The 22568-nt window shown below is 57.5% G+C and carries 21 protein-coding genes; 14 read left to right on the forward strand and 7 right to left on the reverse strand.

All coding sequences use genetic code 11. The features are described 5' to 3' along the window. Positions 1-166 precede the first annotated feature (166 nt). The 6 genes from copC to AAIH46_RS13230 all read left to right on the forward strand — a co-directional run bounded on the left by copC (position 167) and on the right by AAIH46_RS13230 (position 4775). Entirely contained in the window at positions 167-538 is a 372-nt protein-coding gene (copC, locus tag AAIH46_RS13205; protein WP_430306328.1) for a copper homeostasis periplasmic binding protein CopC, read from the forward strand. Beyond that, a complete protein-coding gene (locus AAIH46_RS13210) occupies positions 535-1395 on the forward strand; it encodes a CopD family protein (RefSeq protein ID WP_430306329.1) in 861 nt (286 codons plus the stop codon). The genes copC and AAIH46_RS13210 overlap by 4 nt, the downstream gene beginning before the upstream one ends. 75 nt (positions 1396-1470) lie before the next feature. Beyond that, entirely contained in the window at positions 1471-1956 is a 486-nt protein-coding gene (locus tag AAIH46_RS13215; RefSeq protein ID WP_430306330.1) for a DUF305 domain-containing protein, read from the forward strand. Between the two features lie 17 nt (positions 1957-1973). Beyond that, entirely contained in the window at positions 1974-3431 is a 1458-nt protein-coding gene (locus AAIH46_RS13220; RefSeq protein WP_430306331.1) for a YncE family protein, read from the forward strand. Positions 3432-3483: 52 nt separating this feature from the next. Continuing rightward, entirely contained in the window at positions 3484-4011 is a 528-nt protein-coding gene (locus AAIH46_RS13225) for an RNA polymerase sigma factor (RefSeq protein ID WP_430306332.1), read from the forward strand. Next, positions 4008-4775 carry an anti-sigma factor family protein gene (locus AAIH46_RS13230; protein WP_430306333.1) on the forward strand — a complete coding sequence of 256 codons (768 nt, stop codon included), beginning with the start codon at positions 4008-4010 and terminating at the stop codon, positions 4773-4775. The genes AAIH46_RS13225 and AAIH46_RS13230 overlap by 4 nt, the downstream gene beginning before the upstream one ends. 170 nt (positions 4776-4945) lie before the next feature. On the opposite strand, the gene AAIH46_RS13235 is transcribed toward AAIH46_RS13230, so the two are convergent. Then, on the reverse strand, positions 4946-5776 hold the full coding sequence (locus tag AAIH46_RS13235) for an SDR family oxidoreductase (RefSeq protein WP_430306334.1): 831 nt from the start codon (positions 5774-5776) through the stop codon (positions 4946-4948). 113 nt (positions 5777-5889) lie between these two features. Between AAIH46_RS13235 and AAIH46_RS13240 the strand changes: the two genes are divergently transcribed. After that, positions 5890-6783 carry a LysR family transcriptional regulator gene (locus tag AAIH46_RS13240; RefSeq protein WP_430306335.1) on the forward strand — a complete coding sequence of 298 codons (894 nt, stop codon included), beginning with the start codon at positions 5890-5892 and terminating at the stop codon, positions 6781-6783. 408 nt (positions 6784-7191) lie between these two features. Here the strand turns inward: AAIH46_RS13240 and AAIH46_RS13245 are convergent, their stop codons facing one another. Then, complete coding sequence (locus AAIH46_RS13245; protein ID WP_430306336.1) at positions 7192-7851, reverse strand: TetR/AcrR family transcriptional regulator; 660 nt, start codon at positions 7849-7851, stop codon at positions 7192-7194. A gap of 169 nt (positions 7852-8020) precedes the next feature. Between AAIH46_RS13245 and AAIH46_RS13250 the strand changes: the two genes are divergently transcribed. The 7 genes from AAIH46_RS13250 to AAIH46_RS13280 all read left to right on the forward strand — a co-directional run bounded on the left by AAIH46_RS13250 (position 8021) and on the right by AAIH46_RS13280 (position 16259). After that, a complete protein-coding gene (locus tag AAIH46_RS13250) occupies positions 8021-8761 on the forward strand; it encodes an SDR family NAD(P)-dependent oxidoreductase (protein WP_430306565.1) in 741 nt (246 codons plus the stop codon). 284 nt (positions 8762-9045) lie between these two features. Next, entirely contained in the window at positions 9046-9249 is a 204-nt protein-coding gene (locus AAIH46_RS13255) for a DUF4287 domain-containing protein (RefSeq protein ID WP_430306337.1), read from the forward strand. 622 nt (positions 9250-9871) lie between these two features. Beyond that, positions 9872-11818, forward strand: a complete 1947-nt coding sequence (locus AAIH46_RS13260; protein ID WP_430306338.1) for a DEAD/DEAH box helicase family protein — start codon at positions 9872-9874, stop codon at positions 11816-11818. Continuing rightward, positions 11808-11993, forward strand: a complete 186-nt coding sequence (locus AAIH46_RS13265) for a hypothetical protein (protein WP_430306339.1) — start codon at positions 11808-11810, stop codon at positions 11991-11993. Before AAIH46_RS13260 ends, AAIH46_RS13265 begins: the two co-directional genes overlap by 11 nt. A gap of 1 nt (position 11994) precedes the next feature. Beyond that, a complete protein-coding gene (locus tag AAIH46_RS13270; protein WP_430306340.1) occupies positions 11995-13929 on the forward strand; it encodes a hypothetical protein in 1935 nt (644 codons plus the stop codon). Further along, positions 13930-14418 (forward strand): hypothetical protein, encoded by a 489-nt coding sequence (locus AAIH46_RS13275; protein ID WP_430306341.1) that lies wholly within the window; start codon positions 13930-13932, stop codon positions 14416-14418. Further along, entirely contained in the window at positions 14418-16259 is a 1842-nt protein-coding gene (locus AAIH46_RS13280) for a DUF262 domain-containing protein (protein WP_430306342.1), read from the forward strand. The genes AAIH46_RS13275 and AAIH46_RS13280 overlap by 1 nt, the downstream gene beginning before the upstream one ends. A gap of 11 nt (positions 16260-16270) precedes the next feature. Here AAIH46_RS13280 and AAIH46_RS13285 read toward each other — a convergent pair whose 3' ends face one another. From AAIH46_RS13285 to dndB, 5 genes are read right to left on the reverse strand one after another with little or no spacing between them, the layout of a single operon-like run. Next, the gene (locus AAIH46_RS13285; RefSeq protein ID WP_430306343.1) at positions 16271-17428 is read right to left on the reverse strand and encodes a cysteine desulfurase family protein; all 1158 of its coding nucleotides are present in this window, start codon (positions 17426-17428) and stop codon (positions 16271-16273) included. A 7-nt stretch (positions 17429-17435) separates the two neighbouring features. After that, positions 17436-17813: a DNA sulfur modification protein DndE gene (dndE, locus tag AAIH46_RS13290; protein ID WP_430306344.1), complete on the reverse strand. Its 378-nt coding sequence runs from the start codon at positions 17811-17813 to the stop codon at positions 17436-17438. Beyond that, entirely contained in the window at positions 17794-19800 is a 2007-nt protein-coding gene (gene dndD, locus AAIH46_RS13295; protein WP_430306345.1) for a DNA sulfur modification protein DndD, read from the reverse strand. Before dndD ends, dndE begins: the two co-directional genes overlap by 20 nt. Then, positions 19797-21272, reverse strand: coding sequence for a DNA phosphorothioation system sulfurtransferase DndC (gene dndC, locus AAIH46_RS13300; protein ID WP_430306346.1), 1476 nt, complete (start codon positions 21270-21272; stop codon positions 19797-19799). The genes dndD and dndC overlap by 4 nt, the downstream gene beginning before the upstream one ends. Beyond that, positions 21272-22381 (reverse strand): DNA sulfur modification protein DndB, encoded by a 1110-nt coding sequence (gene dndB / locus AAIH46_RS13305; protein ID WP_430306347.1) that lies wholly within the window; start codon positions 22379-22381, stop codon positions 21272-21274. The genes dndC and dndB overlap by 1 nt, the downstream gene beginning before the upstream one ends. Between the last annotated feature and the right edge of the window lie 187 nt (positions 22382-22568).

A 22568-nucleotide genomic window follows, 5' to 3' on the forward strand; every position in this document is an offset into this window, starting at 1 on the left:
GGCGATGACCCATGAAGAAATCAGACAGTCTGCTCCGGCTGGCGGAACACCAGCACAAAATGAGCTGACGGAAGGGGAGCCTCACACAAATTCGCCGTGAGATGGAATAGAGCCTTGAACTGAATGTCTACGGTCTCTGACGCAGCTGTCAGCAAGGATCAGAGACATGATTTCGAAATTTGCATTGCCTGGTTTTGTACTTCTAAGTGGACTGGCGCAGGCTGGGCCGGTGTGGGCTCATGCTCACCTGAAAACCGCAACGCCTCCTGATCGGATACTGGTGAGTTCCTCAACCATGCCGATCTCGCTGACTTTCACCGAAGGACTGGAGGCTGGATATTCAACGATCGCGGTGACGGATCAAGCCGGGCAGCTGGTCCCAACTACAACCGCGATGGTCGATGCTGAGGATGCCAGCAAACTTTATATCGTGCCGACCAAGCCGCTTGCGCCCGGCATCTACGCGGTCGATTGGCATGTCCTGGCAAAGGACGGCCATTCGACCTCGGGATCCTATCGCTTTACCGTGACGCCATGACCCCACTGGGTGCCCTCGCACTTGAGCGGTGTTTCAATGAAACCGCTTTGGCCTATTGCTGGGGCGCGGGCGGTTTTGTAACCGCGATTGCACGTGGAGGCGCCCGTGTCCGCCTGCAATCTGTGCTACGGCGATCACTTCTCCTCAGCAGCGGGATCGCCGTCGTGACGAGCCTTGTGGCAATCCCTTTTCAAACGTCCGTAATTACCTCCGAATGGGCATTGTCAAGCTTGCCGCAAACGGTACTGAAGGTAGCAGTCGACACCAGTTCCGGTCGCGCCATGCTCCTGCATGCAATAATCTGCGCCGCAATGTTCGCTGCCACCTTCGCTCGCACCGAAAAAGTGTTTTTGGTTGCGGCAGCGCTGGCTGTTGGCAGCGTCGCTATGTCCGGACATGCAGGAGACACTGTCGTCGCTTCTATTGTGGATGCCGTCCACGTCCTCTCTGCAACCGCGTGGGTCGGCGCTCTCATACCGTTCCTGCTGCTTTTGAACATGGCCAACCGTCCGGGCCTCCGCTCTGATGCAGTGTGCTCGATGCAGAGGTTCTCTGCGGTTGGCCACGTCGCCGTTGGTCTCGTCCTGGCGTCAGGACTAGCGAACACGCTCTTGATCCTCGGGCATCCTCGAACGGACCTGACGTCGCCCTTTCAATTCAAGCTCGTCATCAAGATCGCCGTGGCGCTGGCAATGACCTGCCTCGCATTGGTCAACCGTTACCTGATCGTGCCTCGCTGCCGATCGTATCCCCGGTCATCTCAAAGGCTTTTGATCTTGGGCACGTCGGCAGAGATCATGCTTGGCCTTTCGGCTTTTGCGCTGGTCGCCTCACTCGGCCTCGACGACCCCGCCTGACAAAAATTTCCAAGTCGATGGAATAAGTCGACCTCCTGGATGTCTACCCACTTAGTACAACACAGGAAGACAGCAATGTTCGCACGATCCTTGCCTACCTTAGACGCCTTTGCTGCTGTGATATTGGCCGCAGGCATAGGCTCCGCAGTTCTCGCCGATGACGGCGCGTCGAATGCCCATCCCCTTGCTCAGGCAGTCGGTACCGAAGCGGACTATCTCGCCGAGAACGATGCTGCCATGGACAAGATGATGGCGGACATGGAGGCGAAGCCGACCGGCGACGTCGACCGTGACTTCGTGTTGATGATGACGCCCCACCACCAGGGCGCAATCGACATGGCCCGCGCAGTTCTCAAATACGGAAAGAACGAGCAGCTCAGGCGTATCGCGCAGGAGATCATCGTTGACCAGCAACAGGAGATTGCAGCGATGAAGCTTGCGATCGGCGACACCCTCCCTCCTTCCGGTCCCGCCCCGACGCAAGTCGCCCCGGAAACCGCTCCCGCCAGATCCTTGCCCAGCCAAGTGATGCCGGGGATGGATCCGAACATGAAGATGTAACTTCAAAGGACATCACAATGAACATCCGCAAGTCTTTTGCCGCCAGCCTTCTGGCGGGCAGCATGCTATTACCTTTCTCCGCACTTGCAGGGCAGGTGCCCGTCGCCGCATCTGATCCCGACATCGCGATCAGCAGCAAGGACCGCATCTACGCAGCTGAACAGTTTTCGAACACCGTCTCCGTCACCGACCCTTCTACCAACAAGCTTCTCGGCGTCATCAAGCTCGGTGATCCCCAGCCGGGCAATCTTTCGCCACTATACAGAGGTCAGGTGCTCGTCCACGGCATGGGCTTCTCGCCCGATCACAAGACGCTGGCTGTGGTCTCGATCGGCTCCAACTCGATAAGTTTCATCGATACTGCCACCAATGCCGTCGAGCACACGACCTATATCGGCCGCTCGCCCCACGAGGCGTTCTTCACGCCGGATGGGAGGGACGTCTGGGTCACCGTTCGCGGCGAGGACTATATCTCGGTCATCGACGCCCGCACGTTCGAGGAGAAGGCGCAGATCAAGGTGCCCGGCGGGCCTGGCATGCAGATCTTCTCGCCGGACGGCAAGCTCGGCTACATCTGCTCGTCCTTCAATCCGGAAACAGTGGTCGTGAATGTCGCCGATCACCAGATCGTCGGCCATGTGAAGCAGGCAAGCCCGTTCTGCCCGAACATCGCCGCATCGCCGGATGGCCGCCAGGTTTGGTTTACGCTAAAGGATGTCGGCAAGACGCAGGTCTTCAATGCGCAGGCACCTTTCGATCTGATCAAGACCATCGACACCGGCCCGATCACCAACCACGTCAATCTCGTGACCAACAAGAACGGCAGCTTCGCCTATGTCACCGTCGGTGGCCTCAACGAGGTGAAAGTCTTCCGGACGGATGACTTCGAGCAGGTCGCGACGATCCCGGTCGGCAACCTGCCGCACGGCATTTGGCCGTCGGGTGACGGCACCCGCGTCTATGTCGGACTGGAGAATGCGGACGAGTTCGCCGTCATCGACACGCTGACCAACAAGGTCATCGCTAACATCCCGATCGGCCAGGCACCGCAGGCGGTCGCCTATGTGCCGAACGCGGTACCGGAAGGAGATGGCCTGGCGAACCTGGTGCCGCTGGGCAAGGCGGGCGAAGCCGCACACCTGACGCTGTCGGCAAAGAGCGGAAAGGACAACACGCCCTCCACGGTCACTCTGTTCGAGCAGGGACTGACCCAGGTCCTACAGGCCTCTGTTACGGGACTGGAGCCGAAGAAGATGTACGTGCTGGCGCTGTCCGACAAGGCTGACGGCAGCGGTTCATTGGAAGGTTTGTCGAACTTCATGACGAACCCGGCAGGCTCGGCTCTTGTGAACGCGGTGGGTCCTATCCGGCAGATTGTGCAGGCAAAGCACAAGGACGAGCGTCGCTATCTCGTGGTAGCCTCGGTCGAAGACGGCAAGCCGGGCCGGATCCTGCAGGTGCAGTCAGCAAATTGATCCTTTAGGACAGCCCGTATCACAACGGGCTGTCCTCCCAGGAGTTCTTGAAATGGATGATCTGCTTGCTCAGGTAGAACCGATGATCCCCGCACTGCGGCGTTACGCTCGTGGCCTGATCAGGGATCAGGAAGGGGCAGATGATATCGTTCAGGACTGCCTCGAACGGGTCGTTCTCAACTGGAGCCGGCGCCGCGATGAAAATCCGCGACCCTGGGTGTTCTCCATCCTGCACAATCTGGCTGTCAACAGACTGCGCCAGGAGGCCAGGCGTGGTAATTCCGTGCCCATCGAGGACGCGCCCGAAGCCTTGGGCGCCGGGGCTGCAACGCAGGAGGAAACCGTGTACGGGCACGAGGTGATGGCGGCGATCGACCGCCTGCCCCCGGATCATCGCAGCATTCTGCTGCTTATCTCGGTCGAAGATCTCTCCTACGCCGAGGCTGCGAAGGTGCTGGAAATACCGCTAGGCACCGTCATGTCGCGACTGTCGCGGGCGCGGGAACAGTTGAGGACCATCCTTGAGGGGAGACCGACGGAAACGTCAGCCGGCGGCGCGTATATCAGGAGGGTGAAATGACCATGAAGCCGATCACCGAAGACGACATTCAGGCCTATGTTGACGACGTTCTCGATGCCCAGCGACACCGTGACGTTTCCGATTATCTTCTGACGAATTCCGAGGCTGCAGCACGCGTATCATCCGACCGGACCCATGCGAAGGCGTTGCGCGCCGCGTTGGATCCTGTGGCTCGAGAGCCCGTGCCGTCGAGGCTCAACCTCCAGACCATCGTCGCGGCGCGCCTGCCGGCCCGCCGGCCACACGCGTTTCGCCTCGCTGCGGCTGCCGTCTTGCTGCTGGCGGTTGGCGCCACGGGCGGCTGGATGATGAAGGGTTACGCACTTCCTCCCACGGAAGGCGTTGCAGCACTGGCGCAAGAAGCCTCCGCCAGCTACGGAGCTTTCGCCGGCGACCGCCTGCGTCCCGTCGAGGTGAGAGCCGATGGAAGCGACACGCTTCAGCAGTTTGCTGCGATGACGCTCGGACGCGTTGCCGCCATCCCCGACCTGACCAAGGCTGGCTACCGCCTGATGGGCGGTCGTGTGATTCCGACGGCGCATGGTAACGGCTTCATGCTGATGTATGACGACGACAGGGGCAGCCGGCTTGTCATGCTGACCCGTCGAATGGCAGTCGACCAGAACAAGCCGATGGTCGCCAGCAAGAATGGCGATGTGCAGGGCTGGAGTTGGGCGAAGAACGGCATGGGCTTCAGCCTCGTCGGATCGATCCCTCACGAGGACCTCCACCCGATCGCCGACGTGGCGCGCGCGCAGATTTGACCGAAGCGGCAACTTTCCATCGCGGCGCTGGGAACTGAAGTCTATCGCTTTGAAAGGAATCGAACCTTCGACCCCGCTAACTTGCCCAACCCGTGGCGCGATCAGTTAGCATTTGCAGGCAGCAACTCGCTGCCTCCAGGTGATGGAGATCGATCAGCGCGACGTCTGCGCTAGCCGTCCACGTCCACTGACAACGTGAGGTCTTTTCGAGCTTCGAGTTCGGCAAGCCGTGCTTCCAGAGCGGATCGTATCCCGGTGTAGGCGGTGGATCCCATGGCTAGCCGCAGCGGCGGGTGCTCTTCATCTGCACAAGCCAGCATAGCGTCGGCCATCTTTGCTGCATCGCCGGTAAGAGCGAAATCACCGCTGGCGAGGGCGCGGCGAACATCCCCGACCGCCGTTGCCTCGTAGACGCTGAGCTCGGGCGCTCGCACTAGACCCGCGCCGAAATTGGTTCCTGTTGGGCCAGGCTCGAAGATTGTGAAGGTGATGCCGAAGTTCGCGACTTCCTTGGCGACCGTCTCAACGAAGCCTTCGATACCCCACTTCGTTGCGTGGTAGAGCGAGAAGTTCGGGTAGGTGACCTGCCCGCCTTCGGACGAGACTTGCAGCACGCGCCCACCTCCCTGCGCGCGGAGATGAGGAAGTGCTGCGCGGACGACCTGGATGGACCCGAGAAGGTTGGTATCAATTTGATGGCGGATCTGCTCGTCGTTCAACTCCTCCGCGGCGCCGAACAGCCCGTATCCCGCATTGTTGACGACGACGTCGATGCGGCCGAGCTCGTCAAAGGCACGATCGATCGTCCGGCGAATGGCGTCTCCGTCGGTCAGATCGAGCGAAGCTATCCAGAGGCTGTCGCCGTAGCGTGCTTTGAGATCGTCCAGCGCATCCATGCGCCGCAGCGTGGCAGCGACGCGATCGCCGCGAGCCAGTAGTTTTTCGGTAAGCAGCCGACCGAAGCCGGAGGATGTGCCGGTGATGAACCAGGTGCTAGTCATGATCTGTCCTCTCGTGAAACGGAGCGGGTGCCCCGGTTGTTGCAGGGAAACATAAGCCGGACTAAGAAAGATGATAATCCGACTAATCCCGCATAGGCTGGTGAAAATCTGCCATGAACAGACCTGCTCTGGGAGATCTCGACGCCTTCATGGCGATCGTTGCGCATCGCAGCTTCCGCAAGGCCGCGGATGAGCTTGGGCTTGCGCCGTCGACCCTGAGCCACATGATGCGGACAATGGAGAAGAAGATGGGCGTGCGGCTTCTTCACCGAACGACCCGCAGCGTCGCACCCACAGAGGCTGGCCAACGATTGGCGGCTCGACTTGGCCCTGCGCTTAAGGACGTGGATGCCGCACTCGAAGCAGTGGATACGTTTCGCAGCGGCCCCAGAGGAAGCTTACGCATCAACTCCAACATCTCCGCGTCGCGCCTGCTCCTGAAATCAATCGTTCCGACCTTTCTCGCCCGCTATCCAGAGATGACTGTTGATCTGGTAAGCGAAGGACGGTTGATCGACATTGTCGCGGAGGGTTTCGACGCAGGCGTGCGACTGCGAGAAGCGGTGCCGCAGGACATGATCGCCATTCCGTTCGGAGGAGCCGCGCAGTTCGTGGCGGTCGTTTCTCCTGCCTATGTGAAGAAGCAAGGTCGTCCGCAGGTGCCGGACGACCTTGCGGAACACAGTTGCATCAGGTTGCGCCTGCCGAGCGGCAAGCTATACCGATGGGAGTTCGAGAAGAACGCGGAAGAAATCGCTGTCGAGGTGCCGGGCTCCCTGATCCTAGACAACATCGACTTGATGGTAGAGGTTGCGGCTGCCGGGCTCGGTATCGCCTATGTGCCACGGCTGGCGGCGGACGACTGCCTAGAGAGCGGGCGCCTTCTTTCAGTTCTGGACGACTGGTGCCCGAAAATCGACGGTCTCTGCCTCTACTATTCCGGTCGTCGTCATGTGCCTGCCGGACTGCGGGCATTCATCGATCTGATCCACGAAGACACTTTGTAGACGGCAAGGAAGTTGCGCCAGATCTTACCTTATCGATCGCGTTCTTCGCGAGCCGTGTTCCGAATGCGTTTCAGCAGCATTGCGCCAGACGGTATTACCTGCGGAAGACGTAGCTCTGCAGCTTGATTTTTTGGACGACGAGGTTGGTGCCCCCAGCGGGTCCAACTTCAACGGAAGCGGTGGTGCAGACCGATCTCACGGCCTGGCTCGACGTCAGCCTTGCCTGTGGAAGAAGAGTGGTAGGCACGCTCTTGACCAAGTCCTCTCCCACAAGCGCGTTTGCGACACCGTAACTGTCCACTCGCCGGAGACGGTGCCTTGCCTTCACGATCTAAGTATATCTGGATACCGTATGGTCCACGAGGTCTATTGATAGTGTCTCTCGTTGATACGATCACCCGCAGGTCATCAATCGAGTTTCTCCAAGAAGGTATCCCAGCCCAACATTGCTGTCTTAACTACCGCTTCAAGCTCCTCACGGGTCGCTCCATCCCGGGCCAGGATAGACATCCCACTTAGTACAGCTTGCACAAATCGCGAGAGCGTGTGGACGTCGGTCGTCGCCCGCAACTCCCCGACCTCGACAGCGTCCTCCAATCTCGCCTTCAAACTGTTTAAGAACGAGGCTCTTTCGGCGCGTACTAGCTCGCCAAGCTGTTCGTAGCCTTCGGTGGCGACCGATGATAAGGTAACCATACATCCGCGTGGGGTATCGCAGGTCGAACCTGATAACGCCGCAGCGGTAATGCCAAGGTATGTTTCTACGGCGGCGCGTACGGTTGGTGCGGACCGGAAACTAGCCCAAGCGTCGCTGCCTACGGTGTCCACGTAATAGCGTATTGCTTCCGCGAATAAAGCCTCTTTAGAGCCGAAGGCTGCGTAGAGACTTGGCGAACTGATCCCCATTGCTTCTTTGAGATCAGAAATCGATGTGGCTTCAAATCCTTTCGACCAGAAGGCTCTCATAGCCTGGGCAAGGGCCTTCTCACGATCAAATGCGCGCGGCCTTCCGCGCGCAGGTGCCTGGTTAACCTTGGGTGCAACATCATCGTGATCATCATTTTGCATCGAACGTTACATAACGGTTTCCGTACTCTTCTGCAAATTTTTCAGTCCCTTCGGTAAGCGCCGCGCCCGTACGATGAGACATATAAATGTATCGATCGACACATATTTATTGACGGCAAAGCAGGAGACCGGTAGCTATTTTGTGTCGTTCATTACAGAAAGCGAAAACATGGCCGAACTAACAGGAACACGGGCATTAGTGACAGGAGCCTCTCGCGGAATAGGCGCAGCTATCGCGTTCGCTCTTGCTGAGAAGGGCGCTGACGTCGCCATCACCTATGCCGGCTCTGCCGAGCGAGCGGCGTCTGTAGTTGCTAGAATCGAGGGGCTGGGGCGTAGAGCGATTGCAATTCAAGCCGACAGTTCTGATGCTGCCGCAGTGAAACGTTCAATTGAGCAGACCGTTGAGACGCTCGGGGGGCTGGACATTCTGGTAAACAATGCCGGGATCGCACTCTACAATCTGATCGCGGATATCACGCTTGAACAAATCGACGCCATGCTGAAGGTCAACGTGCGAGGCCCGATCTTAGCAGCTCAGGCAGCCATTCCGCACCTGAAAGAAGGGGGCCGCATCATCTCGATTGGTTCGGCTGGCGCAGATCGTATCGTAGGCGAGCCAGGATCGGTCTACTATATGACCAAGTCGGCGCTCCAGTCTATGACACGTGGCCTTGCTCGCGAACTCGGGCCGCGTGACATCACTGTCAATCTTGTTCAGCCGGGATCGACCAACACGGACATGAACCCATCGGACGGGGAGTATTCGGACTGGCAGCGCTCTTTGATGCCGCTTGGACGTTATGGTGATCCATCCGATGTCGCGGCCGCGGTAACTTTCTTGGCTTCTCCTTCAGCGAAGCACATTAGCGGCGTGATCCTCAACGTGGACGGGGGGTTAAACACCTAAAGTAGTGAAAATGAAGCTGTCCGAAGCGCTCCATCGGGGGCGGTTCGGGCAGCATCCGCGCGACAGGGCAACTGGTTCTGCCGCAGCCTTCCCGCCTGTAACACTCGAAGCTGCGTTTACTCACCCTCATACGGTCGTGAGAGTCCGGTGCGATCGGTGGCGCGGCGGCGCGCTTAGAGGCGCATCGACGTGTCTGCACAGCGCCAGATGCGCTCCTAGATCGTAGCCCCGAATGATGTCATGCTGCACCTTTGACGCCAGCTAGCTGCGATTAGAGAGGCACTATGACAACAAACTCTGTGAAGGGTCCTGCTTCCTACTTTCCGTCTATTGAAGCTAAATATGGGCGCCCGATTTCTGAGTGGAAAAGCCTCATTCGTAGTCAGAGTGGGAAGAAGCACATGGAGCTGGTTGCTTGGCTCAAGCAAGAGCACGGCTTGGGCCACGGTCATGCCAATGCCCTTGTCGCAGACACCCTTCGCGAGTGACTGTCTGAAAGTTCGTATGCCGTTTGAAGACTTTGCGACGTCAATGCTCTTGAGCGGATACGAACCCGCGACGTATACGTTCACGAAACAAGCAAGCCACTGAAATCCTAGAGCCGACAGCATAGGTATCTCGCAACTTGGCTGAAAGGTTGACTGCAACTACTCACCACGACCACAGAGTTCTCCTCCTGCAGCCACTAGGTCCTGAACGGTATCAATGTCCTGTAGCGCAGTTTTCCCAATGTCGTCCCCAATTTAATAGGGCACGGCATTTGCTGCGACGCTCGAGCGCCTGTACGCGCATTTCAAGCAAAATCAGCATAGACGTCATAAACCCGCTGTGAAAAAAACATATTAGAACTGTCAGTATCAATGGGAATGAGCTGTAGATCGCAACTCTCAGAGTGCATTGTCGTGTTCCACCGCAGAACATTAAATCGCTCCGTCAAATGCTGGCAAGGTTTGCACTGGCAATCTAACGAAGTAGAAAACAGTCGTGAAAGCGCTCTCTCTGCGTCAACCGATGGGTGAGAGCGACTATTGTGTCTGCTGGTGCGTTTGATCTAACCATGGAATGTTACAAGCTTCCACTGATTCTGTCGCGTTTGGAATGGTCACCGGAATGGGTCTTCGCAGTCTTCCAACTCATCCTCATCTGGCGACTTCGACTCATTTCCTATTGGAAAGCTTTTACGTTCCGGCACTGGCACAATCTACGTCCTATGACCGCGGTGTCGGCTATTTCACATCGGCTTGGCTGCGGCTGACCGCGACAGGCCTCGCCAAATTGGCGGAAAACGGTGGAAAAGCGCGGATAATTGCCAGTCCCATCCTTCATCCCGCAGATATCGCGGCCTTGCATCAGGGAAGCCAAGCAAGAGAAAATGCCGCATTGAAAGATGCGTTGACGGTTGCCATCGAAGCCTTGGAAGCGGAGCTTGCCAATGACACACTGGCTGCGCTCGCTTGGATGATCGCGGATGGAATACTGGATTTCAGGATTGCAATCCCCGCAGTCGGATTGGATGGAGACTTTCACGACAAATTCGGAATCTTCCGCGATGAAGGTGGCGATGCCGTCGCGTTTCATGGGTCCCCAAATGATAGCGAGCGCGCCTTCCGAAACTACGAGTCAATCAGTATTTACTACTCGTGGGTCGACGACCGTGAGTTTGCACGGGTGCGCAACGAACAGGCTCGTTTCGACGCGCTCTGGGACAATCGCGAGATCAATGTCCGGGTCTACAATTTACCCGATGCGGTGCGCCGGAATTTACTATCATTTACATCGCGCTTCGCCCGCCCCTACGCGTTGCAGCCGGCCAGAGAGCGTCGGAAGGAGGATCGCTGGCGTCACCAAAAGGAAGCCGCCGGCGCCTTTCTCTCGCAAGGGCATGGCATTCTCGAAATGGCCACGGGCACCGGCAAGACAAGAACCGCCCTGTCGGTGCTCAACGAACTGTTGGAACGGGGCCTGATCGATACCGCTATTGTGAGCGCCAGCGGACATGATCTGCTTGACCAGTGGTATGGTGAACTCCTTGCCCATACGACATTGCCCGTCTACCGTGCTTATGAAACCCACCGCGGGGCGCAGTCATTTCTAAACGCCCCCGAGAACGCGATACTGCTCACTTCGCCGCAGAATTTAATCCAGGTCGTACCGAGATTAAAGGCAGACACAAAAAAACGTGCGCTGCTTATATGTGATGAAGTTCATAGGCTTGGTTCCCCCGCCCTTGTTGCTGGTTTGTCAGGCAGGCTGAAACCGATCGCATACCGACTCGGATTGAGCGCCACGCCGGAGCGAACCTATGATCCGGTCGGCTCGGCCTTTATCCTCGATGAGATTGGTTCAGTCGTCTTCAGCTTCGGACTTGAGGAGGCTATCGAGCGTGGCATTTTATGCCCCCTCGACTACATCGACCTCCCCTACCAGCTGTCGCCGGACGATAAGACTGCGATCCGCAAAGCAATCCGCCGCCACCACGCGAAAACGCGATCGGCACAACCTGCTGCCGTCGAAGCCCTTTATCGGGAGATCGCTTTTATAAGGAAGACAACAGTCGAGAAAATTACGCCCTTTCGCGATCTCGTTACGGGCCGGCCGGAACTGCTAAAACGTTGCCTGATTTTTGTCGAGACAGCCGAGTATGGGGCTCTGATCCAGCCGATCTTGATGGATCTCAGATGTGACTACCATACGTATTATCAGGATGACGATCGTCAAAATCTTAAGCGCTTCGCTCGCGGGGATCTCGAGTGTCTCATCGCCTGCCACCGCATTTCCGAAGGCATAGACATTCGATCGGTCAACAATATTATCCTTTTTGCCTCAGCGCGCGCACGACTTGAAACGGTACAGCGGCTGGGTCGCTGTTTGCGAACCGATCCGGACAACGAAGAAAAACGCGCCGTGGTGGTCGATTTCATCGATGATCGTGATAAGGAAATTGACGATCCGAGCGGCGAAATGAGCGCCGATGAGGAGCGACGCGCCTGGTTCATTAACCTGGCCTCGATAAAAAAGGAAAGTAAGGGGATCAAAGGAGGGGGCAATGGCGATTGATCCAGCAATTCTCGATGCCCTTGATGCCGTTCTTGCACGTCACCCAGAGCAAAGCGAGGATTTCAGAAAGCGGTTTCGCACGCTTGTGCAACTCGTCGTAGAAGGCAATTTCAAGGATGCCGACATTCGCCGCGTGATGGACCTAGTTGCCGTCGATCTGGAGCGTGAGGACTAATATGGACATACGCCTCACTGGCTGGCGAAGCAAAAACATCCGCGGCGGTCTCCGCGACATCGACATAGACTTGGGCAGTGACCCCGCCCGATGGACCCTAGTGCAGATGCCCAACGGCACGGGCAAGACGACCACGATGGATCTCTTGCGCTGGACCCTTGCGAGCGAGGGGCTTCCTTCGTCGGTCGTCCGGTCATTACGCGCCGATGATGACGTCGAAACGGGTTTGTTCGAGGTCCGCCTTCTTATCAACGGACGTCCGCTGCGGCTGCAACTGGAACTCGACTTTCGCGACGGTTCGGCAACTTACTGGACTGTGCGCGAGCAGGAACGCGGCGGCGGACGCGAAGAAGGTCGTGCGCTTCCAAATGATCTACGGGACTTGCTGAAGCCGGCCCTCACAGAACTGTTTGTCTTCAACGGCGAATTGGCGACACAGATACTCGACCTTAAAAAGGACAAGGCGGCAAGCGCCGTGCGCGCATTATATCGGCTCGACACCCTCGATGCAGTCGAGAGCGTGATCAGGCGTCTTGTCGAGCAAGAACAACGGCGCGCCGCGTCAATCACTACGGCTAAGGAAAAGCGCGGAATAACACAGCTACAGACCGCCTACGACGAAATCCGCACAGTGTACGCTCGTCTGGAACAGCAGGAGAGCGTCACGTCGGCTCGATTAGCCGCGCTTGAGCAGGAACGCCAGAGACTGCGGGCCGAGTTCGAGCGTCGGATCTCGCAGGACGCCGAAATCCGTGGGCAACTTGAAATCATCGACGCAAGCCGAATTGAAGTTGACGCGATTGCCAACGACTTCAGCGGGCGCGCAATGGAGATATTGCGGCGACCGACGCAGCTGCACCAAAGGCTGTTTGACCGGTTGAGCCTGCTTGGAGGCAAGCTCTACGAGTTGAAGCTGCCCGAAACGATTTCCCGTGAGTTTTTCAACGAGCTCGCAGAAAGGAACCTCTGCATTTGTGGCAGGCCAATCGGCCATGAGGAAAAACACACGATCCTAAGGGACGCAGACCGCTTCCTTGCCCAGGATCAGATTGCGGTGATCAACCAGATGAAGTTGGCTTTGCGGGCGAGCACGGATACTCCGGAGGCTCTGTCTGATACCATCGCCGAGCTGCAAAAGCAGTTGAGCGAACGTCAAAGGTTGCTAGCCGAGCGTGATCGGCTGACGGCGAGTAAGGATGGCGAGGACGATGAGATCCTGCAAAGCCTGCAGCAGAAGATCCGAGAATGTGAAGACGAAATCGGACCTCTGTCGACCCTTCTCGAGCGACTGACGACGAAGGACCCCGCGCGCCGTGTTTTGCTGAAACTAAGCTGGGAGAACAATCTGGCGCTCTGTGACGGCGAGGTGAAGCAGCGAAAGCTAAAACTAGAAACTGCGACGAAGACGCGAACTTTTGGACTACAAGGTGAGAGACTTGCTGCCATCATCGACGAGACGGCGGATGCCGCCCTCGACATCCTTCGTGAGCGGGTGCGATTGTCGACCAATGACAAGCTGCACAAAATTCTGAAGAATGAGAAGATTGTTGTAGCCAAGATCGGCGGCGGTCTGGAGCTTCGTTCTGAAACTCTAGGGTCTAAGCGTGGCGCGAGCGAAGGACAAAAACTATCCATCGCCTACGCTTTTTTGACGTCCCTACTCGCAGAGGCACCCTATAAATTGCCTTTCATCGTCGACAGTCCGGCCGTCTCTCTTGATACAGAAGTACGCCGCGAGGTCGGGGACCTGATCCCGGACTTCTTCGGGCAAATGGTGATGTTCGTGATTTCCAGCGAGCGTGCTGGCTTCGCCGATGCCTTTTATGCCCGTCCAGGCGATGTGCACTACCTGACGGTCGTTCCGCAGGGGGGCGGAACCGTGCGTATCGCTGAAGGGATCGATGCCTTCAAGGCGTTTCATGGGCGGGAGAACTAAATGGCGTTCATTCTCCCCAAGGGGGTCCGCGACTACTTTGGCTTCGACAATCAGCGGGCCTTTGCTCGCTCGAGAGGAGCAAGCCGCGATGCCGTGCCGCGATTCTTGATGTTTGATGCATACTATTGCTGTTTGATGCTCGGCCTCGACACAGCAATGCTCGGTGATGAAAGCGCCCTTGAGCCGGTTTCTTTCCTTCCGATTTATCCGGAAACGTATCGCGGACAGGTCGAGTTAATCGCCGCTCTGCTGGTTGATGCCGAACTTCGCCGGCTGCGGATCGATACCGATGACCGAGACGATATTGAAAGACAGATGGTTCAGCTTCTCGACCTCTCTTCCGTGACCCGGCTGAGCAGCGAAGGAGACAGTCTGCTGAACCGCTACGCTGCCTCCGGGTTCAACCGCCTGCGAGACGGTATTCTCAAGGTCGACAATTTGGAAGACTTTCTGGTCGCGTATCACGCGCTTTGGAATGGAGAGACGTGATGCAGGAAGACAATAGCGATCGCTCGCCGGCTTCGATGGTGATCCGCCCATCGCACATCACCGTCGGTTCCCTCCTTTCGAGCACGGGTACATTCCAGGTCCCTCGCTACCAAAGAAACTACGCGTGGCGCGACGACGAGGTGAGCGCCTTCCTCAAGGATCTTGATCTGTGTCTGGCAGGTCGGCACGACAAGCATCGCCGCCATCATTTTTTCGGGGGCGTTGTTACGGCACTATTGCCTGTTGCGGGCAGCACACGGCAGAATTACGAATTGATTGACGGCCAGCAACGCTTGGCGACTTTTCAGATGCTGATCATGCAAGCGCGAAGCACCATGCTACGATTGGCGCATCAGCTGGGCGATGCTTCCCCGGTTCATCAATTTTTGACAGCGAATGCGGAGTTGCTACGGAACCGTTACCATACCTTTCAGGATACGATCGACCTTCGGGTGGTCGCCGTACCGCGCCTGCAGCTCTCGACACCGGACGATGCCTTCTTTGACGCTTTGCTGCGTGAAACACCGATTGTGGGTGATCGGCAGTCGCATCTGCGCCTACAGTCGGCTTTCGACGCGATTGGCGGACACCTCCAAGGGATCATCGATCGCGCGCTGGATGACAATGCCAAGGCAAAAGCGCTTGAGAGCGTGGTGCATATCGTCGAGCAGGACTGGACCATCATCCATATGGCAGCGCAGGAGCGAACTGACGCTTATATGCTGTTTCAGGTTTTGAACGACCGTGGACTAAACCTGACAGAAGGCGAACTTCTGCGTTCGGGGACGCTCGAAACGCTCGATCCGGTGCTGACCGCCAACGAGATGCGGAGAGTGGAAGAATCGTGGGATGAGATCCTGAGTGGCAAACAGCTCGACATTCGGGACGGTCTCAAGTGGGTCTATACGTCGCAAATAGGGGAATGGCCGGGAAAGGCCACCTTCCTTCAGGATCTGATCAAGAACCTTTTTCCAGAACTAAACAGTGGAACATTCGACAAGCAGGCAGCGGAGAGCGTTGTCGGCGCTATCAGGTCGCTGGAAAGTGATTTCGACATTCTTTCCAAGCTATGCGAGGGCGAGTGGCCACTTGCGCCCAATAGCGCAGTGACATCTTGGCAAAAAGACCGTCTGCGCCTGCTCCTGCGACATCTCGGCCAGGAAGACTGCCTGCCGTTGCTCGTTTCCGGTGCGCTGTTGAAAGCTGCCGATTTCGCCGAGCTCGTTCAGCTTCTCGAGCGTTTCTGCTTCCGCTATTTTATCATCGTTGACGGGCCCAAGCTGGATGCGGTCAACATCCTTAACCAGCACGCTGTCACCATTCGCCGCTCGCCAGCGGCATACAGGCTGGCAAGCTTGGTCACCGAGCTGCGCGACCTTGTTGCCCGACATGCTCCGGACGACGTATTCGGAAACCGGCTATCCGAGTTGCGGTATCCGCGTTCTTCAAGCAAAAAGCCACTGAAATACTTTCTGATGACGCTTGAGCATTTCGTCCGTTGGCATGACGAAGGAGCTCAGGGCCGACCTGTTTGCCGCGACCTAATGCGCGTTCTTGATTTTGAGAATGCGACCATTGAACACATCTATCCCGAGAACTTCGCCGACCCCGACCCCGCTCTTGAGCCTCTGATCGATACTCTCGGCAATCTTACGATCCTGAGCCCCAAGGAGAACGACGCAGCAGGTGCTAAGCCTTTCGAGGAAAAGCGGCGGTATCTTGCGGAATCGACGAGTACCCTCAACAACCAGATCGCCGCGGAACCGGCTTGGAATGCCGCGGCAATCGGGCGGCGGCAAAGTCGATTGATCGACGTTGCCTTGAAGGTCTTTGCGATCTAGATGCCGGCACATCAGGCGTGACCTGTTCCAACTCGTAGCCTGTTGATCTCGCTAATCAAAAGCTCAGCAGCGTCGTCAAGATCGCTTTCCGTCGTGAACCGTCCAGGGGCAATCCGGAACGCCTGGCGCGCACGTGCGGTCTCCCCGAACATCGCCAATAACACGTGGGAGGTCTGGATCTTCTCTGTCGCGCAAGCGCTGGAAGCAGAAAAGCTGAGGTCTTGGTTTAGTCTTCGAATCAGCGCCAGGGGCTCGATGCCTGCGATCGACAGTGAGATGTTGTTGGCTAGCCTTGCATCCTCAGGTCCATTTAGGCATACGCCTTCAACATTCGACCTCATCTTGTCCAGAAACCGGCGGCAAAGGCCGCGCAGCCGCTCGCTTTCCGTCGCAGCAGACGAGCGAGCAATCACCATCGCTTCTCCCATACCGACGATCGCGGTGGTGTTGAGAGTCCCGGGCCTAAGCCCGCGCTCCTGCCCTCCGCCGAACATAATGGGAGCGAGCCGCACGCGGGGCTTACGCGATCGGACGTAGAGCGCGCCAATCCCCTTAGGGCCATATGCCTTATGACCCGATATACTGGCGAGATGAATGTTGTCGCGTTCGACATCGATCTCCTGATAGGCCACGACCTGTGCAAGATCGACGTGAAACAGCACCCCTCGTTCGGCGCAAACCTTGCCGATCGCTTGGATGGGTTGTATTGCGCCCACCTCGTTGTTGGCGGCCATGATCGAGACAAGCGCCGTGTTATCCCGGATCGCCGCACCGACGGCGGCGACGCTAACCTGCCCATTCTTGTCTACCGGCAGAAAGCTGACGTTCCAACCCTCTCGTTCCAACATCCGCAAGGGTTCAAGCACTGCGGGATGTTCAATGGCACTGGCGATGATATGGCGCCTTTCCGGGTTGGCTCGCGCCACGCCCAAGACCGCCATGTTATCGGCTTCAGTGCAGCTACCGGTAAATACAATCTCGTTTGGCCGGGCTCCGATGGCAGCAGCTGTCTGCTCGCGCGCCCGTTCTATTGCAATGGACGCGTCGTGCCCATGCTGGTGCTCGACGCTGGAAGGGTTGCCAAAGATTTCATAAAGATAAGGCCGCATGACTTCAATCACGCGAGGATCGATAGGGGTCGTGGCATTGTGGTCAAGATAGATGGCCATGTCGTACCTATCCAGCCGCCGGGACGAGCCGCAAGATGTCGGCTGGAGACTTGGCCCGAACCGACAGCGTTCCAACGCCCCGATGAATGTGAGCCCGCATACGGGCGAGGAGCTCCTCGTTGGCCAAACTTTGCGTTGGGTTTGGTCCTTCCTCCACGAAGCGCAACATGGCTGAAAACATTGCTTCATACTCGCCGGTCAACGTGTAGGCATTAAATTCCGAACCGTCTTCGTCGGGTATGAGTGCGCCGCCAATAGGGCCCTCCTCCAAAGACATTGTCAACGCGATGCGGCAAAGCAAATTGGGTGTAAGACCCGTTCGCTGGCGCAGCGAGCGCAGCTTGCTTGTCGCATCGCCAGATATTCTAAGCTTGCTGTAATGCATTGGCTTCTGCCATTTCCTTGTCGTCAAAATATCCGCGGGAGACCCGGGTGACCCCGGCGGGCGCATCGAAATCGAGCCGATAGGTATGCGAAATCTCCGACCCCAGCTCGTCCCTCATTTCTCCACTGACCTCAGTATCCGTCGACAGAAGGATGACCTGATGGGAGGCCGCACCGAAATACCGTTCGATCAGCCGGGCGCGGTGCTCCGAATCCAGCCTACCCAAAGGTGTGTCGATGATCATCGGCAAAGGTCGCCCGCTTGTTCGGGCAAGCGCCCACAACATTGCAACAGCATAGATTTGCTTTTCTCCCGCCGACAGGGACTGCTTTTCGAGAACCCTTCCATTTGCGTCGAACAGCGTCACCGCGAATGAGGCGGGGTCGATCCGCAAATCCCCAATGATCTGCTCTTTGCGCATCAGGAGCTCCAGGCAAGCCAAAAATTCCGCGCGCAACTGCCCGAGCTTACGTGCCAACAACTGGCCCTCGTAGTCGGCGAGCGCCTCGGCCGCCCGGGCCGCAAGATTGATGCGTTCGTTTTGCTTGGCAGCCTGCGCTTGCGCTGACAACAGGTGCTGACGCTCCCGCATCAGTGTCGTCAGCTGCCCGCGCACAAGCTTGTGCTCTTCTTCAAGCGCATTGAGCCTAGCCTCGGTTACACCAAATTCTCGGTCGGCCACCCGCAATTCTTCGAGCAGGACGCTCGAATCAGCGCTGTCGGCACGCGCCAGCGCTGCTTCGAGTTCACGCGAAAGTTGATGGAGGCGGTCCATCTCGCCAAGCAACGCCAGGGCGCGGGGTCGCACGACAACCTCGACGTCCGCTAGGCGTTCCAACGCGACCGAGCCGTCGCCAAGATCGCGCAGAGCCGTCACTGTTGCCGGCTTCTTGCCGGTCTCCAGAAATTTTCCGATGAACGCTTCCAGGTCAGCCCAATGTTCGCGGCTCCAAGGTGCTGTTCTCTCAGCATCTGTCGCCAAGCGCCAAGCTTGGGCCGACTGCCGGACCTCATCAGCAATTCCGGTCTGAGGACCGGCGGTGGATGCCGAGAGAGCCCCCCGAAACCGAGTGACGAGTTTGGGCGCCATCGCAAAAGGCAGGAGCCGATTGGCCATGTCCCGCAACTCCTGGTCAGCTCGTCCGATAGACTTGCGGATCTCGTCGCGCTCGGCTTCTAGCCTCGAGCGCTGCATCGCCGCGTCGCCGCCTTCGGAAACGAACTGACGGCGGATCCGCTCGCCATGGCGCGCCTGTGATTCACGCTGTGAGCGCAGTTCCGCAACTTTTTCTGCAAGCGCATCAGCGCGCCGCTCGCCACTTTGAATATCCATGGTCACGGTCTCAAGCCGCGAGCCGACCTCCGTGCTCTGGGGATCCTGATGGCGCGCCAGATAAAGGCCAAGGTCGATGCGTAGGCGACCGACGAGCTCTATGCCCAGTAGCCCGCGCATCGCATCGGGGAGCTGGTCTGCATCGTCGGCAGCGTCTGCAATCTCACTAATCCTCTCGCCGTCAAAGAAGAACAGCTGCGAGACCCCAGGCGGAATGAGCTCCTGAAGGAAGGACTGCCACTCGTCCCTGGGCACGGACGTTACGGGCGCGCCGTCTTTTTCCAGTATCAGGCTTTCGACAACGCCCTTGCCTCGCGCGGTCCACTGCCGTCGAACCTCGTACTGATGAACGATGCCGCCTTCTGCGTAATCAAATGTCAGCGAAACCTCGGCCGAGGCGGAAACCGAATTTTTGTTAATGCGCGACTTCAGATAGTCTTCGTATTCGACCTGCGCCACCCTCGTGCCAAGCGCGCGCTTGCCATACAGGGCAAGTCGCACCGCTTCCAGAAGTGTGGTCTTGCCAGCGCCGTTCTTGCCGCCGATCAGGATGATCGGTCGCAGCTTGCCACGACGCTCGCGGGGAATGAGATCGATTGCATTTATCCCGCCGTAAAGTCCAAAGTCGCAAAGTTTCAATTCTCGAAGGATCATGCCTGGTGGCTCTCGCCATACTGCAGCAGCGGCATGTCGTCGGTTATCTCGTCATCAAGACTATCTTCAAGCGGTTCGCGGCCGGCAAGTCGCTCCGCGATGACGCTTTCAAGGTCGCGCCACTCCTGGGTGAACAGTTCTTCGATGCGGGTATGGACCGCGTGACGCCGCTTGAGGCCATGGGCCGCGCGTTCGATATCCAGCAATCGGACGACAAGCTCGGCAGGTACATCATGACTTTCGCATGTGCGGGCAAGCAGAGCCCCATCGTCACCGTCGAAATGGACGGTATCGTCTTTAACCCAGTCAAGATCACGCCCCAAGACGTCTTTGACGATCATAGGAACGCTATCGATCCAATCACCGCGTTCGGTGCGCCAGATCCGGCGGATTTCGTGAAGCTCAGCTTCGTGGATAAGAGGAGTGTCCTCCCCGGGCGGGGCCTCACGCCAAACCTTGATTTGCGTTTCCAGCAGCCTGCGAAGAAGGGTGCGGCTGAATTCCATTGTGTAAGGCCCCGGCACTGGGGTGTCGGTACCGCGAATAAACGAGACCTGACCGCTGCGGCGACGAAAATCGCGATAAAGCCGCTTTTTTTCTGGATCTTGGGTTTCGGCCAGAAGATCGCGATATTCCAACAGAGGTTCTAACCAGTCCTCGCCCGAATCGATCATTGCCTCCATCGAGCGGTCGCGATCTACGACGGTGCATACCCAGCATCCAAACCGAGAATTGCCACAGCTCGGCGTCGTCGTATCGACGACCAGCGGGCATTCGCCGGCTTGCGCATTGCGGTACATAGCGACGAGGTCGCGGTTATCATTCCCCCACGGGGACTGGTGCTGAAGAAGATACGTCCACACGTCATCGGTCGTAAAGGCTTCGATCGGCGGGTATACATACGCATTGGCCAAAAGCGAGTGGCGAGACAGGGGCGAGCCCTTGATCTTATGGAAAGACATCACCTGGGCGCGCGTGGCGCTTTCGGAAGACCGTACCCCGAGGACCATCACAACCTCTCCAAACTCCGCGACGCGGTCCTTGATGAAGTTGTTGGCAGGCTCGATCTTTAGCCGCTCGGTGCACCAGCGAAACCGCCGCGAGGGCGCCGGATAGCCACGGCCGATCAAATTAACCCAGAAGCTTCGGTCCACATTGGGACTTACCTTTTCTGTAGTGAACGGAAGACCTTGCTCCTTTGCAGCACGTGCAATGCGCTCCAGCGTCACGTCGATGTACCGGACGATCACCGGCGTCTCGACGAGCGTGTCAGAACTGATGACATAAATCGGCTTGGTGCGCTGCTCAGGCTTGAGCGCGGCAATTGCGGTCCACACCAGTTGCAAGGCGCAGGTCGAATCCTTGCCGCCGGAATAACCAACCACCCATGGGCGGTTGTCGGAGAGATAGACCTCTCGAATTTCTTGATAACGCTCATCAAGACCACGATCTAAGACGGAGGGAGTAACCATCAGCTGGCGACCTTCATTGGCGGTGCATCTGGAGAATACAAATCTTCCACGCGCTGTGCTTCGACATCGAGGGGCAATTCGAAGGCGCGCATGATGACGTTTGTAATCAGGATAATATTGTTTCGTGACTTGTTGAGCTTGCCGGCCACAAGCGCACGATTGTCCCAAAGCGCCCGATTTCCTCTTGACCAATCGATGTCACGAAGACGAGCCAACCATTGTTTCCAGGTGTCGGGGCGAGCCGCAATCAGCTGCGCTCCGGCTGACGCGATTGCTTGAACCGCTACGCCATGCGCGTGAATATAGTCGCGGCGCATTTCGAAAGCGGTGACGTCCCGCGTACCAATTCGCTGCCAGTCAGGCATCTCCTGAATGACGGCCGTCCAGAAGTCGATCGCAAAGGCCGCGTCCTTCTTTTCGATTTTGCCGGCTTTTTTCTTGCCGATCAGTTCCGCCGTTGCTTGGTGGATGCTGCTCAGCGTAAAGAACTTTACCTCGCGATTGGACAGGCTCGTCCGGTCGAAGCTCGTGAAGTCACGCAACAGCGGCACTGCAGCGACAAGGTCACGTGACAGCCCCGCCAAGGCGTCACGATGATTGTAAAGCAGTTTGATCGACTTTGTCGGCCGGACCGCATGCATGTTGAGATCGGCAAACATCTGTTGCGATCTCTTCAGTCCATGGTCGGCAAAAACCACGACCGAGATGGTTTCATCTCCGAGAGCCGGTCGCTCGCGTATCGCCTCTTCGATCGCGGCTCTGCGATGCTGGCCGTCATTGATGAGAATTGTGGCACCCATATCAATACGGAGCTTCCCGACCCGCCTCAACGGGCCGTCAGCCGCAACCGGCTCAAAAACAATTTCGCCGTCGATAGAAGCGCAAAGTGACGAGAGGATATAATCCGATGGATTATCGACAATATAGCCAGCGATCGACGGAATGCGTGCCTTGTTGAGGATCCTCTGCGCGCGCAGGTCGGGCGGCATACTTTCATCGTCGAACGTGAAAAGACGCGGCACCGTCTTCAGCGGAACCATGATCACATAGTAAGCGCTGCCTGCCTGTATTCCGCGTATAGCCGTAAAGTCAAAACTGTTTCCGTCCATGCAGGGCCTCCATATCGGGTATGGATAGCGACAGAGGGCATGGAAGTCAATTTTTTTGTTTTGGAAGTCTATTCCGGAGAGGTGGCGTTTTGAGTAACTTCCATTTCAGTGCATAACCGATTCGCAAAGGCGTGCTGAGCCTGGCTACGACCTTTTCCCCAGTTGACGCGAACCACGGTCGCGCCGA

It is taken from the genome of Rhizobium sp. 0TCS1.26 (assembly GCF_050455525.1).
Taxonomy (GTDB): Bacteria; Pseudomonadota; Alphaproteobacteria; order Rhizobiales; family Rhizobiaceae; genus Neorhizobium.

Coding starts and splice junctions, on each gene's coding strand:
- copC (WP_430306328.1), top strand. CDS start 167: ATGATTTCGAAATTTGCATTGCCTGGTTTTGTACTTCTAAGTGGACTG.
- AAIH46_RS13210 (WP_430306329.1), top strand. CDS start 535: ATGACCCCACTGGGTGCCCTCGCACTTGAGCGGTGTTTCAATGAAACC.
- AAIH46_RS13215 (WP_430306330.1), top strand. CDS start 1,471: ATGTTCGCACGATCCTTGCCTACCTTAGACGCCTTTGCTGCTGTGATA.
- AAIH46_RS13220 (WP_430306331.1), top strand. CDS start 1,974: ATGAACATCCGCAAGTCTTTTGCCGCCAGCCTTCTGGCGGGCAGCATG.
- AAIH46_RS13225 (WP_430306332.1), top strand. CDS start 3,484: ATGGATGATCTGCTTGCTCAGGTAGAACCGATGATCCCCGCACTGCGG.
- AAIH46_RS13230 (WP_430306333.1), top strand. CDS start 4,008: ATGACCATGAAGCCGATCACCGAAGACGACATTCAGGCCTATGTTGAC.
- AAIH46_RS13235 (WP_430306334.1), bottom strand. CDS start 5,776: ATGACTAGCACCTGGTTCATCACCGGCACATCCTCCGGCTTCGGTCGG.
- AAIH46_RS13240 (WP_430306335.1), top strand. CDS start 5,890: ATGAACAGACCTGCTCTGGGAGATCTCGACGCCTTCATGGCGATCGTT.
- AAIH46_RS13245 (WP_430306336.1), bottom strand. CDS start 7,851: ATGCAAAATGATGATCACGATGATGTTGCACCCAAGGTTAACCAGGCA.
- AAIH46_RS13250 (WP_430306565.1), top strand. CDS start 8,021: ATGGCCGAACTAACAGGAACACGGGCATTAGTGACAGGAGCCTCTCGC.
- AAIH46_RS13255 (WP_430306337.1), top strand. CDS start 9,046: ATGACAACAAACTCTGTGAAGGGTCCTGCTTCCTACTTTCCGTCTATT.
- AAIH46_RS13260 (WP_430306338.1), top strand. CDS start 9,872: ATGGGTCTTCGCAGTCTTCCAACTCATCCTCATCTGGCGACTTCGACT.
- AAIH46_RS13265 (WP_430306339.1), top strand. CDS start 11,808: ATGGCGATTGATCCAGCAATTCTCGATGCCCTTGATGCCGTTCTTGCA.
- AAIH46_RS13270 (WP_430306340.1), top strand. CDS start 11,995: ATGGACATACGCCTCACTGGCTGGCGAAGCAAAAACATCCGCGGCGGT.
- AAIH46_RS13275 (WP_430306341.1), top strand. CDS start 13,930: ATGGCGTTCATTCTCCCCAAGGGGGTCCGCGACTACTTTGGCTTCGAC.
- AAIH46_RS13280 (WP_430306342.1), top strand. CDS start 14,418: ATGCAGGAAGACAATAGCGATCGCTCGCCGGCTTCGATGGTGATCCGC.
- AAIH46_RS13285 (WP_430306343.1), bottom strand. CDS start 17,428: ATGGCCATCTATCTTGACCACAATGCCACGACCCCTATCGATCCTCGC.
- dndE (WP_430306344.1), bottom strand. CDS start 17,813: ATGCATTACAGCAAGCTTAGAATATCTGGCGATGCGACAAGCAAGCTG.
- dndD (WP_430306345.1), bottom strand. CDS start 19,800: ATGATCCTTCGAGAATTGAAACTTTGCGACTTTGGACTTTACGGCGGG.
- dndC (WP_430306346.1), bottom strand. CDS start 21,272: ATGGTTACTCCCTCCGTCTTAGATCGTGGTCTTGATGAGCGTTATCAA.
- dndB (WP_430306347.1), bottom strand. CDS start 22,381: ATGGACGGAAACAGTTTTGACTTTACGGCTATACGCGGAATACAGGCA.